Below are 14,057 nucleotides of genomic sequence, written 5' to 3' on the forward strand. Positions count from 1 at the left end.
AAAAGGCGGGCTGCCGCCGCACCGCGGTGCGGGAGGCCCAGGAAGGACCCGTGCGTTGCATGAATGCAACGCTGTCTCGCATGCGCAACACAGACGACGCGCAGCGCACGTGCATGCTGCTTTAGCCCTGGATCAGGCGCGTTGCGCAATAGACCACGAGCGCGATCATCCCGCAGATGGAGCCGCCGTTGAGCGCCATGAGCGTCCAGTACCAGACAGGTTCGCCTTCGCGCGAAATCCGCCCGGTGCGGCCCTGCACTTCACCAGTACGCCAGTCATGGAGGAACATCGGCGTCGTGATCAGCAGCAAACTGGCGCAGAATACAAGACCGAGCCAGAGCGCGATCGCTGTCCTGTCGCCGGATGCAGCGATCGCCTCCACGACGACGTAGAGCGCCAGCCCGAGCCCCGAACAGAGCACGGCGGTCTTTGCAATCCTGATCAGATTTCCGGTCATCGAGCGCGCAATTCTTCGTTGGTCGTCCTGGCAATCGAGCCCGCAGCGAAGCATCCGTCAAGCACGTCTGGTTTCTCAGCTGCGGGGCAGCAGGCGCAGCAAGCGCTTCTCGATCTCGTTCATGACGATGCTGCGCGCCGATTGCTGGAACGTCTGCTCCGTGCGTCCGATGGTCAGCTCTTTTGGCAGCGACGGACCGTAGATCTTGCGCAACGACCGTTTGCCGGGCACGCGCTGCATGAGCTGACCGCGGTCGGGATGAACGAAGGATCGCGCGAAGCCGCGCTTTTTCATCCACATCGTCGCAGAGACGCCAGCGTCGTTGAGTGCGGGCAGCGCGCCGAAGCGGCCGCTTGAATCACGTTTCTGCAGGCGCCAATGCTCTTTCGCCGACCAGCGGAGCGCCAGGAGCTTGGAGCGGCTCGCCTTGTGCGGGAACTCCGACAGCGGCAGGCCCTTGCCGGAAGCTTCAATCGTGTAGCGCAGCGCGCCCGCGTCGAGCCAGCCGCGGGTGTTGGCGACGATCGTCCCATAACGCTTGACGCTGGTCTGCACCTTCAGGGCGCGGCGCACGGGCGTGCGCAGCTTCTCGCCGCCGCGGGCGAGCCCGCGCGCCATCTCCTGCCGGGCATTCGCGCTCATCATGTCGATGGCGCCGCCGAAGCGGGCGAGGACGGCGTCCGTCTGAATCTCGATTCGCATGAGCGGCTCTCTCGAATACAGCCGTTTTTCGGGTGCGACGACCTGCGACCAAACAAGCTATCAGACCAGCGTTTTAGCTGTTGATGATCGCCGCAGATTACGCATGTATCGGCTGCAACGAACGGAGGCGATCATGCAGACTTCAGCGCGCAGGGCGACGGACAACAGCAAGGCGGTCGCCGCCTTCATCGCCAAAAAGGACGAGATCGACGCCATGCTCGCCAGATTGACGGCGCTCAGCGAGGATCATTTCGATGTCGATGTCGAAACGCTGAACTGGGGTCACGTCGGGAACCTCGAACACTACGCAAGCCTTTTGAAGCGCATCACCGACGCCGCCTTCCACGAAGGCGAACACGCCGAATAGGGCGCGGATTCCTCCAAGGCTCCGCCCCGCCACATGCGGGGCTCAGGGTCGTAGCAGGGCGGCGGCGCCGCGATCCTGCGATCCTGAAAGGAGCCGATCATGACCAACCTCACAGACACGCAGCTCATCGTTCTCAACGCGGCCGCACAACGCGCGACGCTCATCGCCCTGCCGCTGCCGCCCAATCTCAAGGGCGGCGCCGCGCACAAGGTGGTTCACCCGCTGATCGAAAAAGGTCTGCTTGAAGAGGTTGACGCAGATCGCCGCCTGGGCGAGCCCGTGTGGCGCGAGACCGGCGATGGTCACGGAGTCACCCTCGCCATCACGCGCTCTGGTCTGGCTGCGCTTGGCATAGAGGCCGACAGCGCGCCACAGGGGACCGACGGCGGCGACGACGCGGCTGAGGCGAGCGACGCTGCGCCGGAGGCTGAAAGCCCGCCAGCGGCCGCGACAGAGGCTCCGGCGCGCAAGGCTCGCAGCGGCACGAAGCAGGCGGCCCTGATCGACATGCTGCGCACGCCCGACGGCGCCACGATCGCGGAGATAGCGGCGGCCTCCGGCTGGCAGGCTCATACCGTTCGCGGAGCCATGGCCGGGGCTCTCAAGAAGAAGTTGGGCCTCGACGTGACCTCCGAGAAGGTCGAGGGGCGCGGGCGGGTCTACAGGCTGACAGCGCCCTGATTTCCGCCCTCCGCAAAAGCCGCCGCCCTCACCGGCGGCGGTTTGTCGTTTCCGGGCTCAAAACGTCGACGCAGCCCGTCAACCTTAGTGCCTAATCTTTCTCGACATCGATGCGATCCGCGATTTCCTCGTGGATCAGCCCGGAATGGTGCGCCAGCAGGATGAGCTGCGCATCGAGAGATTCGCCGGCGACGATCGCCCACTCCAGACGTCGCTCGGCACTATCGGCGGCCGAGACACTATTGGCGTCGATGAACTGGTCCCGACCCAGCATGCAGTACGCAAAGAGCTGGGCCGCCTCATCCAAAGCGTCTTCGCTGGTTCTCTCTGAATCGGCGTCCTTCTTGTGGAGTCGCAGGATCGTCAGCTTCACTGCCTCCGGCACGAGAACCGGGTGCAGCCCGGCGCGCCGCAGCGCGCGATCAGCCGCCTTCAAGGCTGCCGAGCGACCGAATAGATTGAGTAAACCGAACATGGGCACAGGATAGCAGGTCAGGCCGAGGCGCGCAGCCGGCTATTAGCCAATGCAGTCTACGTTCGTTTCGCCTATCCTGTTTTGCGGGGACTGGACATCATGCTCGAACATCCACAAAGCAGCACCATCATTTTCGGCTTCGATTCCGCGTGGACCGACTCACCTGGGGCGCCGGGGGCTATCTGCGCAATTGCGTTCGACGCGCAAGGCAAAGCAGATTTTCACGAACCTAGGCTCGTTTCGTTCAGTCAGGCGCTGGAATTTATTGACTCTAAACGACACGGTTATGCCGTCAGCCTTGTTGCACTCGACCAGCCGACAATCGTTCCGAACGCAACAGGCAGCCGGCCAGTCGACAAGGTTGCTGGGTCTCTGATCTCATTCATTGGCGGCGGTGTTCAACCCGCGAGCCGAAGCAAGCGAGGCATGTTTTGCGACGATGCGCCTGTCTGGCGATTTCTAACGTCCCTGAATGCTGCCCAAGAACCGATTGCGGCACAGTCAGCTGCGCAAGGCCACTTTATCGTCGAAGTCTTTCCGGCTCTCGCCCTGTCAGCGCTGCACCCGCAGTTCGCGGAACGGCACGGCGCACCGAAGTACAATCCGAAAAACCGGCGCAAGTACCGCAGCCAAGACTGGCAGGCCGTCGCGCACCTTACCGCGAGTACGGCCGAAAGGCTTGGGGTTGTCGGCCTCGCCGCCTGGGCAGAGAGCATGGCGGACCTTCCCGATCCTCGAAAAGCGGATCAAGATAAACTTGACGCCTCGATTTGCGCCCTCGTTGGACTGATCTGGCGCGCAGGAGCTGCAGCTTCATCAGCGATGCTCGGCGACCTGATGAACGGCTACATGGTCACGCCGGTTTCCGATACTACAAGTAAGCGGCTAGAGGCAGCAGCTCTTAAGCGCGGGACTCCGTTCGTGACGCCTAATCGCTGCTTCGAACCTGCAGCGCCTCGAACGCGCGTCGCAGCGCAAACGACCGAGCGATGCTGACTAGCGTGAACACGGCGCCCATCTGAAGATTTTGCTCAAGCGTCACGTGCAGACCGAACGCCGGGAATATCAGGATCTGCGCGACGACCGCCATGCCGTATCCAACCACGACATTGGCGATTGACTCGATCAGCGACATTCGGCGTGACTGCTTCATGTGAAGGCTGGTCCAACATCCAAAGCAAAGGGGAGAGCGAGCCCTGCGGCGCACTCTCCCCAACATAGCCAAAAGCTAGCACGATCTTGTTGCAGACGTCGAACAGAAAAGTGTTGCAACACTTTTCTGCTCAACGCGCATTCAATCGCGCCGCGATCTTCGTCAGCGCGAGCTGCCAGCGCCGCCACGCAGTCGAGCGATCGCATCCCAATTCGCCGCTGATGTATTTCCATGGCACACGGGCGGCGCGGGACCAGACCAGCTTTCGTTCATCGACGCTGATCCAGAGCACCCAGTCCGAGGTCTGTTCCAGCCGAGTGATCGCAGCGGTTGACGGCCACACCCGCATCGGCTCAGGCTCCATGAACGCGATCTCGCGGGACGTGCGCGCGATCTGTGGCCACACATTGAAATAGCCCCGCGCCTTCACCGGCGGCAGCTTGCGCAGCGTGCGTACGGCTTCTTCAAACTGCTCGGCGACACGCTCGACGGTCCACTCGTCATCTGCCATGACGCGCCTCCTTTTGCGACGGGCGTGGGCCATAGAGTTTCTCGCCGAGCTGCCGCACGAGTTCGCGCTCAGGCCAGGTGAGACGGCGGTCATCGGCGGAGATCGCGAGAAGCCCCTGCTCACGCCAGCCCTCGCGCTTGACCTGTTCGGGATCGCGGCGCTTGCCGCCATAGCCATAGGGCGCCCATCTCATGCCACGCCTCCATGGGTCTCGATCGCCCACAGAAGGATCGCGATGGCGTCGGCCTCGTTGTCGTCGGCCGGCGTATAGCCCCGAGCCCGCACCGCCGCGATGACTGCAGCCTTGTCGGCGTTGCCGCGGCCCGTGACATGACGCTTGATCGTGCCGACCGGCGCGCCCTGGTAGGCGACGTCGTGTTGCTCGCACCAGGCGGTCAGCGTCGCCAGAAATCCCCCATAGAGGTGCGCAGCGTCCGTGCCGATGTGCCGGCGCACTTCCTCGAAGTGGATGGACGAGAGCGGGCCTGCGTCCTTAGCCAGCTGATCGAGCCACGCGCGGAAGCGCACATAGCGCATGCCGCCGCCGTCATAACGGCTCGGCCGGAACGAGACCGCACCGCTGGTGATCAGTCCGTCGGCGGTGCGCAGGGCCCAACCGGTCGTCGTGCCCAGATCAAGGGCGAGAACCGCGGTCTGCGCCAACCGCGGCATGGATAGCGCGGGCGGGGTTGCATTGGCGGCAGGCAGAGTCAGAGTCGTCGAAGCCATGATGGTCTCCGTCAAAGGGGATTGCTTGTGGTGGAGGACGGCGGCGGTTCTGGCTTGGCGGTTAGGCCGCCGCCGTCCGATCAGATCCGCAGTGCAGGAGGCCCGCGCGCGCGAATACCCGTCGACGTATGGGAGGAGAGGCCAAACCTGCCGGTTGGCCTCCCCATACGTAGTATGGGGGCTTTCATTGTTCGTCCTCGCTTTGAACGTAAGACACTGAATTTACGCGCTTCACGAGGACAAACAGAGGTCGGACAAGAGGACGAACATGTTCGACCTCGACTTGTCCTAACCATCTGAATTGATTGAGTTGAGGACGAACAACGCGGGAGGACGAACATGTTTGTCCTGAGGTCGAACAGAGGTCGCACAAGCGCCGATCAGGCATCTTCGACCTCCTCGATCGGCCAGTCGGCGGGGTCCTCGCGCTCCAGACAGGCGCCGGTCATCGGTGACTTGTAGTGCGTCGGGAGGACAGGTTTTCGGGCCCGGGTGATCTCGCCGGTTTCCGGGTCGACCTCCTCGTCGCCGCACAAGACCATGCCTTCCACGCAGAGATAGCCGAAGCGCGATCGAACCGCGGGATAGCCATAGGGCCGCCCGTCGCGCACGAAGCGGATGTAGCCCTTGGTGGTGAGGACGCTGATCCGATCACGAATGGTGGATTGGCTGCCCAGTCCCCGCTGGTTCTCGAACGCTTCGCGAAACTGCGTCGAGGTGTAGAGCTTTCCGCTGGCGGCCTCATCGAGAAGGATCGACAGGATCACGTCGCGTTTTCGGTCCCGCTCGGCGTCGTGCTTTGCGCCGACCTCCTTGCGCACGAGACGCTCGTTCATCGGATTGAGCTCGACCCAATCGCCCTTCACCTTGTCGATCAGCTTGCCCGCGAGCGCAGGGCCGTTGCGCAGTTCTATTTCGAGCCTGCGGACGGTGCTGTCCTCATCGGGCCGGTGCATGAGCAGGCCTGTGGTGTAGAAGCCCCGGAGGGCGCTTGCGCCTGACAGCGCCTGGAACGGATCCTCGGCGACGAGCTTGCGGTTCATCTTGCGGGTATGGTGCGCGAGGATGACGCCGCACTCGGGCGCCACGGCTTCGCGCAGCGCCTCCACACGGTCCTTCAGGAAGAACATCATGGCGGTGTTGTCGTTCTCGCCGCCGCCGTCTGGCCCACCGTCAAACAGGTTGCGGATCGGATCGAGGCAGATGATGTCGGGCGCGGCGTCGGGAAAATGCTGACGGATCGACTCGGCGACGACTGCGAGGCCGCCTTCGTTCAGGATCAGTTTCAGCTTCGGCGTTGCAAACAGATTTCCGCGGGCGGCAGTGATGACGGCGGGATCAAGCCGGATCGCCTGCATCCGCTCGCGCAGGTAATGGTACTGGATCTCGGCTTGGCAGTAGAACACACGCAGAGGACGGGGCGGCGTGAAGCCGAGGAAGGGCGCGCCGGCCGCCATGTGCACGAGCAGGCTGATGAGGAAGTCGCTCTTGCCCACCTTGGGCGCGCCGCCAAGTACGAGCAGGCCGCCTGGCGTCAGCACACGCGGCGCGATGATGTCGGCCGGCATCGGGCTCGTGTCGTCCAACAGGGCGCCCAACGAAAACACCGGGATCGAGGACGGCGCCGATGTCGCTGTTTGGAGCCGTAGCAACGGCGGGCCGTTCTTCTCGACGTGGCGCGCCCACAGCCGGTCGGCTTCGCGTTTCAGGCGCTCCAGAGGCCAGGCGGGCCGCAGCATGGCGGCGTTGTACTGACAGATCGCTTCCCAGCCCTCGTCAGGGCTGATCTTGCCCTCGTGGACGAGACGAACGTAATGGCCGATGGCGGCGCTGGCGCCCGCAAAGCGGGTCCACTCGTCGCCGCCGCCCTCGTGCACGGGCGTCGTCAGGACATCGTCGAGCGAGGGCTTGCCAGGCGCTTCAACAGGATCGCGGCCAGAGCCTGCAAACAGCGGCATGGCGTCGACGAGGTCGGCGAAATCGCGCAGCTCGAATTCCACAGCCGGCCGATGTTCGAGGATCGTGACGATTCGCTGGAAACCGCCCTTGTGATAGACGCTGCCGGCGACCCGAATCGGCTGGTGCGCCGAGCGAAAATGCGAGTCGCCGCCGACCTTGAAGGCGATGTCGCCGCGCAGCCGACACAGCCTCGCCAGATCTTCGCCCGTCGCCGGCTCGCTCAGCCGCCACCAGGCGTGCAGCTTCATCGCGCCCTCGGCCGTACGCCCGCCGCTCTCGACGAGCAGCGTCGGGAATCCAAGATGCTGGATGAGGTGACGCAGCTTGGCGTTGATGTCGCCGGCGTCGAGATCGACCACGATCGCCTGCATCTGCATAACGTCCGCCGCGCGGGCCTGACCGCTTTCGGCGACCGTGCCGGGGATCACATAGACGGCGGCGCCCTCACGCCAGGCCCATGCGGCGAAGGTGGCGAGCTTGTCCCTCGCCCCCACATCGGCGTCGATCCAGATGTTGTGCGGCTTGCCGTTGAAGCCCTGCCCCTTGTCGATGAACCCGCGCACGGGGATCAGGCCGTCGCAATAGCCGAAGACGACATCGAGGAACGTGGCGATCTGCTCGCGGTCCGGCTCGACGCCGAAAGGGTCTTCGATCGGCGCCGCGTCGTTGAAATCGCGCCACGGGTTGAAGTGGATGATTTCGCCCGTGGGGATCTCTTCGCTATGAAGGTTATCGTCGCGCTCGTCCGTCATTGCGGCAGATCCCAGCAGCGGTTCGCCCAGGAGCACATGCGGCATTCGAAGAAGTCGGCGCTCGTCGCGATGCGCGGCAGCAACTCGCCCGCGTCCATGGCCTGAAGGATCCGCACGCCGCGGTCCGAAATGCGCTGCGCGAGATCGGCGTCGAAGGGGACGAGCTCGTGGTGGAGCTCGGCGGTGTCCTTGTTGATGGCGGTGAAGAGCGCGGGATTGCTCGCGAGCCCTGGAATGCTCGCGTCCATGTAGGCCTGGTAGAGCGCGATCTGCGCGGCGTAGACGGGCTTCGATTTGGCGACGCCGTCCTTCACGCAGGCGCGCCAGTTCTTGGCGTTCATCGTCTTGCATTCCCACAGCGCGGGGCATGCAAGACCGAGATCATCGGGACCCGCGGCGATGATCCCGTCCACATGACCGCGGATGCGCCCGCGCGCGACTTCGAACCCGAACTGGCCCCCGTCGGGGCGATTGCCCTTGCGGGTATAGAGGTCGACGCCTGCCGCGCGCAGCCACGCGACAGCCAGATCTTCGAGTGCGTGGCCGATGGCGAAGATACGAAGCGTCTGGCCGTTGAAGTCGCGGCCCTCGTCCTTCGGCGCCCCCGTGAACTCGAATTGCAGCGCCCGCTCGCAAGGATGCCCGAGGCGCGAGCCGCCGAGATAGTCGCGCGGCGACCGCACCGCGTTTTCGGCAGTAAGGGCGGCGTCGATGACAGCGTTCAGCACGTCGGCGAACTTCGGAGTGTGATTATAGTCGAGCATCAGAACGGAACCTCCGGCGAGTGATTGGGCTGCGCGGCGGCGATGTCGGCCATGGCGTCCTGAAAACCACCAACAGCGACTTCGATGAGCGTGAGAACCTGATGCTCGCTGAGGTCGATCAACCGCGTCTGCCAGCCGATCTCCTCCATGATCTCGGCGACCCGCTTCATGGCGGCGCGGATGGCCGCCTTCTCATGTTCGGTGAGGTCAACCATGGCTGACGACCTCCGCGCCCGTTGCGAGAAGAAGCGCTGACAGCGCATCGAGCAGAACCAGACAGACGGCCCGAGCCGAAGCGGCCGAAGCGGATCGCGCCATCCAAAGCCACGGGCGGGGCGCCGGCACACGGCGCACAGCGTTCCGCGCGGATGCCAGAGGCGCAGCCGGTGCGCGGCCGTCATGGGTGTGAATGCGTTCATGGCTCATGCCGCCCTCCGTTGCGGCCCGGACGCCGATTCGAGAAGCTGGCGGATGGCGCGCTTGTTGAAGCCAAAGGTCATGAGCGCCGAGGCGTGGTAGCGCGTGAGGCCGAAGTCGTGGCGGCATTCGGGCGGCAGGTACTGGAGCTGCTTCTCGGTTGGCGGCTGGCGCAGCCAGCCCTTGGTCTTGAAGGCGCTCTCGTCGCTCTCGTGGGTGTTGAGCCAGTCGTCGACCTGCGCCAGGCACACGGTCCGCTCGCCCACGCCCAGAAGATGCGGGCGCTCGCCCTTGGCGCCGCCGACCGCGTACCAGACGCCGTCGAGCCAGAAGACGCCGCCCCAGGCGGTAAACCCGGCGGCCATCAGCGCGTCGTCGGCGCCGAACAGATCGACCCACGCGAAGCTGGAGCGCTTCAGAAGATCGATCTCGGTCATGATGAAACCCGCGAGTGGAGCGCCGCCGCTGCTCTCGTCCGCGTTCCCGACGTCGCGCGAAAACGCCTCGCCGCAGAGCGGGCATTCCGTTGCGGCCAGCGGGATCACCGCCTCGCAAGCCGGACAGCACTTGGTGGGCGCATCGCCGGCGGTGGTCTGGCCGTCGAGGTCGACGTCCTGTTCCAGCGTGCCGTGAATGAGGCTCGACGTTCCGAAGTCCAGCACCACGCAGTCCGTCTTCACGACGCCGGGATGTTCTTGCGGGTCGACGGTGCGCAGACCGCGTCCCACCATCTGGATCATGGTGGATTTGTAGGAGGATGGACGCAGCAGCACGACGCAGGAGGTCGGCGGATGATCCCAGCCTTCGGTCAGCACAGCCACATTGACGATGACGCGGGTTTCGCCGGCGGCATAGGACGCGAGAATGGATTTGCGGGTCTCTGACGCCAGCTCGCCATGGATCAGCGCGGCGGCGATGCCCGCCGTCCTGAACGCCTCGGTTACATGTTCAGCGTGCGCGACGGTCGAACAGAACACGACGCTCTGCCGATCGCCGGCCTTTTCCGTCCAGTGGCGGATCACCTCGTCGGTGACGGGCGCGCGGTCCATGATCCCCGCGACCTCGTTCATGTCGAAATCCGACAACGTCTTTCGAACCGACCGCAGTTCGTCCTGCACGCCGAGGTCGATGACGAAGGTTCGCGGCGGCACGAGGTGCCCCGAGGCGATCAGCTCGCCGAGCCGTACCTGGTCGGCGACATTGTCGAAGATCTCCCGCAAGCCCTTATTGTCGCCACGGTTCGGCGTGGCGGTGACGCCGAATATTTTCGCGTGCGGATTGTTCTGAAGCGTTCGATCAATGATCCGCCGATAGCTTTCGGCAATTGCGTGATGCGCCTCGTCGATGACCAGCAGATCAAGGCGCGGCATGTCAGCAAGGTTTGATGCGCGCGCCAGCGTCGGCGCCATGGCGAATGTGACGTGGCCGCGCCACGACTTCTCGGCAGCGTCGACCACAGATGTGGCGATCCCCGGCGCGACCCGCTTGAACTTCGCGCGATTTTGCGCGGTGAGCTCGTCGCGATGCGCCAGGATGCAGACCTTGGCGTCGTCGTCGCCGATCATCTCGGCGGTAACCGCCGAGAGCATGATGGTCTTGCCCGCGCCGGTGGGCGCCACGCCCAGCGTATTGCCGCGGGCGGCGAGCGCAGCGACGCTGCGTTCGACGAATGTTTTCTGGCGGGGGCGCAGGCGCATCCGCGTTCTCCCTTATTGAGCCCAGCTCGGCCGCCCGGGGGCCGGTGGCGCGGGATGGGCCTGCTGGGGGCGGGGCGCAGCCGGAAATGCAGAGGGCTGCCCGAGCGTGGCGTTGCCCTGCGGCGGCGCATATGCCACCGCTGCCGTTGAATGGGCTGTGCCCGCGCCCATCAGCGCGGCGTAGTCACGATGGTCGGGCGTCACGGCGCCGCGCACCTCGTTCTTGTCGTCGCCGTTGGTGTCCTGGCCGATGTCGATCCGCGCGACGAATTCGAGTCCGTCGAGTTCGCTGAAGCCGCTGATGCGCCGGCGCGCCTGCGCCTCGGGCGAATTGTCCTTGTCGGAAATCCCGCGCGCCGAGTTCAGGATGCCGCGGATGAGCCCGCGGCCCATGTTGGCCCAGTCAGGACCCTTCGGGCTGTAGAGGCCAATCAGCGACCAGATCTTGCGGCGCGCATAGGGTCCTTCCAGCACCGTGAATTCGGCGTCGAGGTAGACGGAGCCCGTCGCGCCGCGCTTGGCGTAACCGCCAGTCCAGCCCTGCGCGGGGTCGTCGAAACCGCCGGGACGGATGGTCAGGCGCACCTTGGCCAGCGTGCCTTTCGGAATGACGTTGGAGTTGGACTGGGCAGAATTGAAGTCGTTCCAGAGTCCGGACATGGCGGGGCTCCTTTCAGGTTGAGGGTGAAACGCGCAGCGGCGTCGATACGGGAAAGCCAACCCGCTGACCGGATCGGGACACCGGTGGCGGCGAGGTTCGCTCAGCCATGGCCGGGCTCCTGCGCGGGGGCGGGATCGGCCGGGATCCTCGGAGGCCAGATCAGGCGTTCGGAGGCAGGCGCCGCAGGGCTCTGGATCTTCTCCATCAGCCGGCCGAGATGCGGGGGCTCGACCAGGTCGAGACGGCCGGAGCGATCCTTGGCCGGAAAGCCCCAGCGGTTCAGCGTTTGGCAGACGAAGGCGCGCTGCGGCTGGGCATTCGCATCGGGGATGTCGGCCATGGTGATGACCTGATCGACGATGCCGGGCAGTTCGAGCCCGGTCTTCGAACCATCAATCTGCGGCGACCAGACCTTGCGATTGAAGTCATCGAGCTTCTCGTCGAGGATCCCGACGAACCAGACATGCTTGCCGCGCGTGTGCTGGAGATGGGTCAGCCAGGCGATCATCTCGCGGCCGTGCAGCCCGTAGGCGCCGCGGATGTCGGCCTTGCCGGTCTTGTCAGAGAAGGCCTCAGGCTGGCCGCGGCACCACTGGAAGCAGAGCCGCCCGGCGACGGTGATCGAGTCGATGAAGATGGTTTCGTACTTCGCGATCACCGCCGGATCGCCGTAGCGCCCGCAGACCTCATCGAAATGCGCCTGGCTGTAGGGTTGGTCCTCGCGCAGCGCCGGGTTCGGCCCGCCGATAAATACCGCGAAATCACGGCACTCCTTCCAGGTGCGAGGGCGCAGCGTGTCGCCCTCCCAGCCTTCAACCGCGAGGTCGCCGGCCTCGAGATCCATGAAGAGGGTCGTCGAGGCGTTCAGCGTCCATAACAGGCTCGTCTTGCCGATGCCTGACTTGCCGAAGATGCAGCCCTTGATGCCCTTGTGCTGTGCGAGGCGCTCGTCCGCGCTGATGATGGGAAGGGCCATCACTTGCCCTCCATCTTCAGCACCGCCGGCGCTGCGTGTTCGGCGCCAATGCGCCCCGCCTCGCGGGCAAGCTTGTAGAGCCGCTGGAGCGCGGCGGCGCGGCGGTAGGCGGCCGAGCTATCCCGCTCCGCCTCCACGATCGCAAAGGCGATCTCGTCGACGGTCGCCTCGACGACCGGCAGCGGCGCGCGCGGCTCGTCACCGAAGCGCTGCGGGAAGCCTATGGTCTCGGGGAGGTCTTCGAGGCCGTAATTCGTCGCGCGAAGGCGGGTGATGGCGTCCAGCTGGTCCGGCATGGCTTGTCTCCATGAGATGATGTGGTCGAGGAGGCCCATCACGCGTCCTCGCGGACGTCGGGCGCGGACTCGGCGACGTAGATCGCCAGTAGCGGCGTCCCGTCGGCATGGGCGCCGGCGTCCTCGATCTGGTAGTTGCGGTTGGACTCGCAGACCTCGGTCAGCTCCCAGCGCCGGTAGAGACCCGGGAGACGCCTGTAGTCCTCGAGCGACAGATCGGCAGTGCTGTTCATGCGTTTCTGCTTTCGATTGGAGGAAAGGCGCTCGGGGCGCTCGAATGGAAAAGGCCACCGCCGGGACCGCGTCGGGACATCGGCTCAGGGGATTTCCTGAAGGGCGTCGCTCAGCCGGCGCATCGCGCGCTGGTACCGCTTGCGGGCTGCGGCCTCCGTCAGGCCCAGTTCAACGGCCGCCTCGGTCTGAGAGAAGCCCTCGATCGCTACACGGATCACCAGCAGGGCGTCATCGCCGAGCAGCTTCCGTACGGCGCCGTTCAGTCGCGCGTACCCCGCCGCGCCAATGCCGCTGTCGCCAGTGTCCGCCACCTCGTCGGGATCGGCGCCGCTGGCGAAACGTTCGCGCGCCGTGTCGCGCTGACGCGCGCGGATCATGTCGCGCTCGATGTTTCTGAGAAGGGTGGCCGCGATCCAGTTGACGTTCTGCAGATCGAGGCTCCGGATTGCCTCGGTGGCGCGGGCGAGGATTTCGGAGGCGACCTCTTCGGGGGAGCCGATCCTGCGCCAGATCGACCGGCGCCGGATGGCGTCGAGCCCCGGCCAGAGCGCCAACAGCAACACGGTGAGAGCGCAGTCGGCCGGGGGGCCGTCGGACTGCGCCGCCTCGATCAGCGTCGTGAGTACGATGTTCTTCTGATCCGGGTTCGCAGCGCCGCGATGCAGCGCATCCAGCATGGCGGCTGGATCGCGAAACGCAGCGATGGGATTGCTGGTGCGCCGAAGCGCCTCGAAACTGTGCTGAAACCTGAGGGTGCTCGAGGATTGCATGAAGTTGTCGCGGATCTCGTGCCACGCGAAAGACATCGGACGCCTGCCTTGCGGCCAGGCGTCCGGCGCCTTCTCGTGGCCAGGTCAGGACGTCACGCGTCTCTGCGATTTCAGGGGGTGGAGGTCGAAGCGCGCCTCAGCGCGCAGGGGCGGCCGCGTGGTTCAGCGTTCCGCAGCCGCGGCAGGTGGCTTGAACCGGGAAGCCGACGAAGTACTCGTGCCCTCGCGCGAAGCGCAGGTGCATCCGGCCGTCACGACAGACGCCGAGCAGCTTGTCACAGCGCGTGCAGCGCCAGTCTGCGTTGGAGGTAGGGGGCTCGGTAGTCGCGGCGCTGGACCAGCTCGTCTGGGCTGCCTGGCGCGAGGGGAAGGGAGTCGGCATCGAAGTGCTCCTCTGATGTGGAGCCCTTCCAGTAATCAGCGCCTTGTTAGACCGTCTCCCTGCGGATGTTAGAC

General features: G+C 65.2%; 20 protein-coding genes. 3 read left to right on the top strand and 17 right to left on the bottom strand.

From position 1 onward, the window contains the following. Positions 1–121: 121 nt before the first annotated feature. The gene (locus K2Y42_RS19085) at positions 122–457 is read right to left on the bottom strand and encodes a hypothetical protein (protein ID WP_291155690.1); all 336 of its coding nucleotides are present in this window, start codon (positions 455–457) and stop codon (positions 122–124) included. 75 nt (positions 458–532) lie between these two features. Next, entirely contained in the window at positions 533–1,159 is a 627-nt protein-coding gene (locus K2Y42_RS19090; RefSeq protein ID WP_291155693.1) for a hypothetical protein, read from the bottom strand. A 133-nt stretch (positions 1,160–1,292) separates the two neighbouring features. Between K2Y42_RS19090 and K2Y42_RS19095 the strand changes: the two genes are divergently transcribed. Together K2Y42_RS19095 and K2Y42_RS19100 are read left to right on the top strand one after the other, a co-directional pair. After that, positions 1,293–1,526, top strand: coding sequence for a hypothetical protein (locus K2Y42_RS19095; RefSeq protein ID WP_291155696.1), 234 nt, complete (start codon positions 1,293–1,295; stop codon positions 1,524–1,526). A gap of 99 nt (positions 1,527–1,625) precedes the next feature. Beyond that, a complete protein-coding gene (locus K2Y42_RS19100; protein WP_291155699.1) occupies positions 1,626–2,207 on the top strand; it encodes a DUF3489 domain-containing protein in 582 nt (193 codons plus the stop codon). Between the two features lie 91 nt (positions 2,208–2,298). Here the strand turns inward: K2Y42_RS19100 and K2Y42_RS19105 are convergent, their stop codons facing one another. Further along, positions 2,299–2,643: a hypothetical protein gene (locus K2Y42_RS19105; RefSeq protein WP_291155701.1), complete on the bottom strand. Its 345-nt coding sequence runs from the start codon at positions 2,641–2,643 to the stop codon at positions 2,299–2,301. Positions 2,644–2,781: 138 nt separating this feature from the next. On the opposite strand from K2Y42_RS19105, the gene K2Y42_RS19110 reads away from it, so the two are divergent. Next, complete coding sequence (locus tag K2Y42_RS19110; protein WP_291155703.1) at positions 2,782–3,678, top strand: DUF429 domain-containing protein; 897 nt, start codon at positions 2,782–2,784, stop codon at positions 3,676–3,678. Here K2Y42_RS19110 and K2Y42_RS19115 read toward each other — a convergent pair. The 14 genes from K2Y42_RS19115 to K2Y42_RS19180 form a co-directional block, all read right to left on the bottom strand. Further along, on the bottom strand, positions 3,611–3,817 hold the full coding sequence (locus K2Y42_RS19115; protein ID WP_291155705.1) for a hypothetical protein: 207 nt from the start codon (positions 3,815–3,817) through the stop codon (positions 3,611–3,613). The genes K2Y42_RS19110 and K2Y42_RS19115 overlap by 68 nt on opposite strands. Before the next feature lie 148 nt (positions 3,818–3,965). Then, positions 3,966–4,346 carry a DUF6362 family protein gene (locus tag K2Y42_RS19120; RefSeq protein WP_291155708.1) on the bottom strand — a complete coding sequence of 127 codons (381 nt, stop codon included), beginning with the start codon at positions 4,344–4,346 and terminating at the stop codon, positions 3,966–3,968. Continuing rightward, a complete protein-coding gene (locus K2Y42_RS19125; protein WP_291155711.1) occupies positions 4,336–4,539 on the bottom strand; it encodes a hypothetical protein in 204 nt (67 codons plus the stop codon). The genes K2Y42_RS19120 and K2Y42_RS19125 overlap by 11 nt, the downstream gene beginning before the upstream one ends. Continuing rightward, positions 4,536–5,018, bottom strand: a complete 483-nt coding sequence (locus K2Y42_RS19130) for a hypothetical protein (protein ID WP_291155791.1) — start codon at positions 5,016–5,018, stop codon at positions 4,536–4,538. Before K2Y42_RS19130 ends, K2Y42_RS19125 begins: the two co-directional genes overlap by 4 nt. 437 nt (positions 5,019–5,455) lie before the next feature. Further along, complete coding sequence (locus K2Y42_RS19135; protein WP_291155714.1) at positions 5,456–7,786, bottom strand: AAA family ATPase; 2,331 nt, start codon at positions 7,784–7,786, stop codon at positions 5,456–5,458. After that, a complete protein-coding gene (locus tag K2Y42_RS19140; RefSeq protein ID WP_291155717.1) occupies positions 7,783–8,550 on the bottom strand; it encodes a hypothetical protein in 768 nt (255 codons plus the stop codon). Before K2Y42_RS19140 ends, K2Y42_RS19135 begins: the two co-directional genes overlap by 4 nt. Then, positions 8,550–8,765, bottom strand: a complete 216-nt coding sequence (locus K2Y42_RS19145) for a DUF6511 domain-containing protein (protein WP_291155720.1) — start codon at positions 8,763–8,765, stop codon at positions 8,550–8,552. The genes K2Y42_RS19140 and K2Y42_RS19145 overlap by 1 nt, the downstream gene beginning before the upstream one ends. Before the next feature lie 207 nt (positions 8,766–8,972). After that, the gene (locus tag K2Y42_RS19150) at positions 8,973–10,664 is read right to left on the bottom strand and encodes a DEAD/DEAH box helicase (RefSeq protein ID WP_291155723.1); all 1,692 of its coding nucleotides are present in this window, start codon (positions 10,662–10,664) and stop codon (positions 8,973–8,975) included. A gap of 12 nt (positions 10,665–10,676) precedes the next feature. Then, positions 10,677–11,324, bottom strand: coding sequence for a hypothetical protein (locus K2Y42_RS19155; protein WP_291155726.1), 648 nt, complete (start codon positions 11,322–11,324; stop codon positions 10,677–10,679). Between the two features lie 101 nt (positions 11,325–11,425). Then, entirely contained in the window at positions 11,426–12,301 is an 876-nt protein-coding gene (locus K2Y42_RS19160; RefSeq protein ID WP_291155730.1) for an ATP-binding protein, read from the bottom strand. Further along, the gene (locus tag K2Y42_RS19165) at positions 12,301–12,597 is read right to left on the bottom strand and encodes a hypothetical protein (protein ID WP_291155733.1); all 297 of its coding nucleotides are present in this window, start codon (positions 12,595–12,597) and stop codon (positions 12,301–12,303) included. The genes K2Y42_RS19160 and K2Y42_RS19165 overlap by 1 nt, the downstream gene beginning before the upstream one ends. Positions 12,598–12,635: 38 nt before the next feature. Next, the gene (locus tag K2Y42_RS19170) at positions 12,636–12,830 is read right to left on the bottom strand and encodes a hypothetical protein (protein ID WP_291155736.1); all 195 of its coding nucleotides are present in this window, start codon (positions 12,828–12,830) and stop codon (positions 12,636–12,638) included. 84 nt (positions 12,831–12,914) lie between these two features. Beyond that, a complete protein-coding gene (locus K2Y42_RS19175) occupies positions 12,915–13,508 on the bottom strand; it encodes a sigma-70 family RNA polymerase sigma factor (RefSeq protein WP_291155739.1) in 594 nt (197 codons plus the stop codon). Positions 13,509–13,737: 229 nt separating this feature from the next. Continuing rightward, positions 13,738–13,983: a hypothetical protein gene (locus K2Y42_RS19180; RefSeq protein WP_291155741.1), complete on the bottom strand. Its 246-nt coding sequence runs from the start codon at positions 13,981–13,983 to the stop codon at positions 13,738–13,740. Positions 13,984–14,057: the final 74 nt, after the last annotated feature.

It is taken from the genome of Hyphomicrobium sp. (genome assembly GCF_019744875.1).
GTDB lineage: Bacteria > Pseudomonadota > Alphaproteobacteria > Rhizobiales > Hyphomicrobiaceae > Hyphomicrobium_C.

Coding starts and splice junctions, on each gene's coding strand:
- K2Y42_RS19085 (WP_291155690.1), bottom strand. CDS start 457: ATGACCGGAAATCTGATCAGGATTGCAAAGACCGCCGTGCTCTGTTCG.
- K2Y42_RS19090 (WP_291155693.1), bottom strand. CDS start 1,159: ATGCGAATCGAGATTCAGACGGACGCCGTCCTCGCCCGCTTCGGCGGC.
- K2Y42_RS19095 (WP_291155696.1), top strand. CDS start 1,293: ATGCAGACTTCAGCGCGCAGGGCGACGGACAACAGCAAGGCGGTCGCC.
- K2Y42_RS19100 (WP_291155699.1), top strand. CDS start 1,626: ATGACCAACCTCACAGACACGCAGCTCATCGTTCTCAACGCGGCCGCA.
- K2Y42_RS19110 (WP_291155703.1), top strand. CDS start 2,782: ATGCTCGAACATCCACAAAGCAGCACCATCATTTTCGGCTTCGATTCC.
- K2Y42_RS19115 (WP_291155705.1), bottom strand. CDS start 3,817: ATGTCGCTGATCGAGTCAATCGCCAATGTCGTGGTTGGATACGGCATG.
- K2Y42_RS19120 (WP_291155708.1), bottom strand. CDS start 4,346: ATGGCAGATGACGAGTGGACCGTCGAGCGTGTCGCCGAGCAGTTTGAA.
- K2Y42_RS19125 (WP_291155711.1), bottom strand. CDS start 4,539: ATGAGATGGGCGCCCTATGGCTATGGCGGCAAGCGCCGCGATCCCGAA.
- K2Y42_RS19130 (WP_291155791.1), bottom strand. CDS start 5,018: ATGCCGCGGTTGGCGCAGACCGCGGTTCTCGCCCTTGATCTGGGCACG.
- K2Y42_RS19135 (WP_291155714.1), bottom strand. CDS start 7,786: ATGACGGACGAGCGCGACGATAACCTTCATAGCGAAGAGATCCCCACG.
- K2Y42_RS19140 (WP_291155717.1), bottom strand. CDS start 8,550: ATGCTCGACTATAATCACACTCCGAAGTTCGCCGACGTGCTGAACGCT.
- K2Y42_RS19145 (WP_291155720.1), bottom strand. CDS start 8,765: ATGGTTGACCTCACCGAACATGAGAAGGCGGCCATCCGCGCCGCCATG.
- K2Y42_RS19150 (WP_291155723.1), bottom strand. CDS start 10,664: ATGCGCCTGCGCCCCCGCCAGAAAACATTCGTCGAACGCAGCGTCGCT.
- K2Y42_RS19155 (WP_291155726.1), bottom strand. CDS start 11,324: ATGTCCGGACTCTGGAACGACTTCAATTCTGCCCAGTCCAACTCCAAC.
- K2Y42_RS19160 (WP_291155730.1), bottom strand. CDS start 12,301: ATGGCCCTTCCCATCATCAGCGCGGACGAGCGCCTCGCACAGCACAAG.
- K2Y42_RS19165 (WP_291155733.1), bottom strand. CDS start 12,597: ATGCCGGACCAGCTGGACGCCATCACCCGCCTTCGCGCGACGAATTAC.
- K2Y42_RS19170 (WP_291155736.1), bottom strand. CDS start 12,830: ATGAACAGCACTGCCGATCTGTCGCTCGAGGACTACAGGCGTCTCCCG.
- K2Y42_RS19175 (WP_291155739.1), bottom strand. CDS start 13,508: ATGCTGGATGCGCTGCATCGCGGCGCTGCGAACCCGGATCAGAAGAAC.
- K2Y42_RS19180 (WP_291155741.1), bottom strand. CDS start 13,983: ATGCCGACTCCCTTCCCCTCGCGCCAGGCAGCCCAGACGAGCTGGTCC.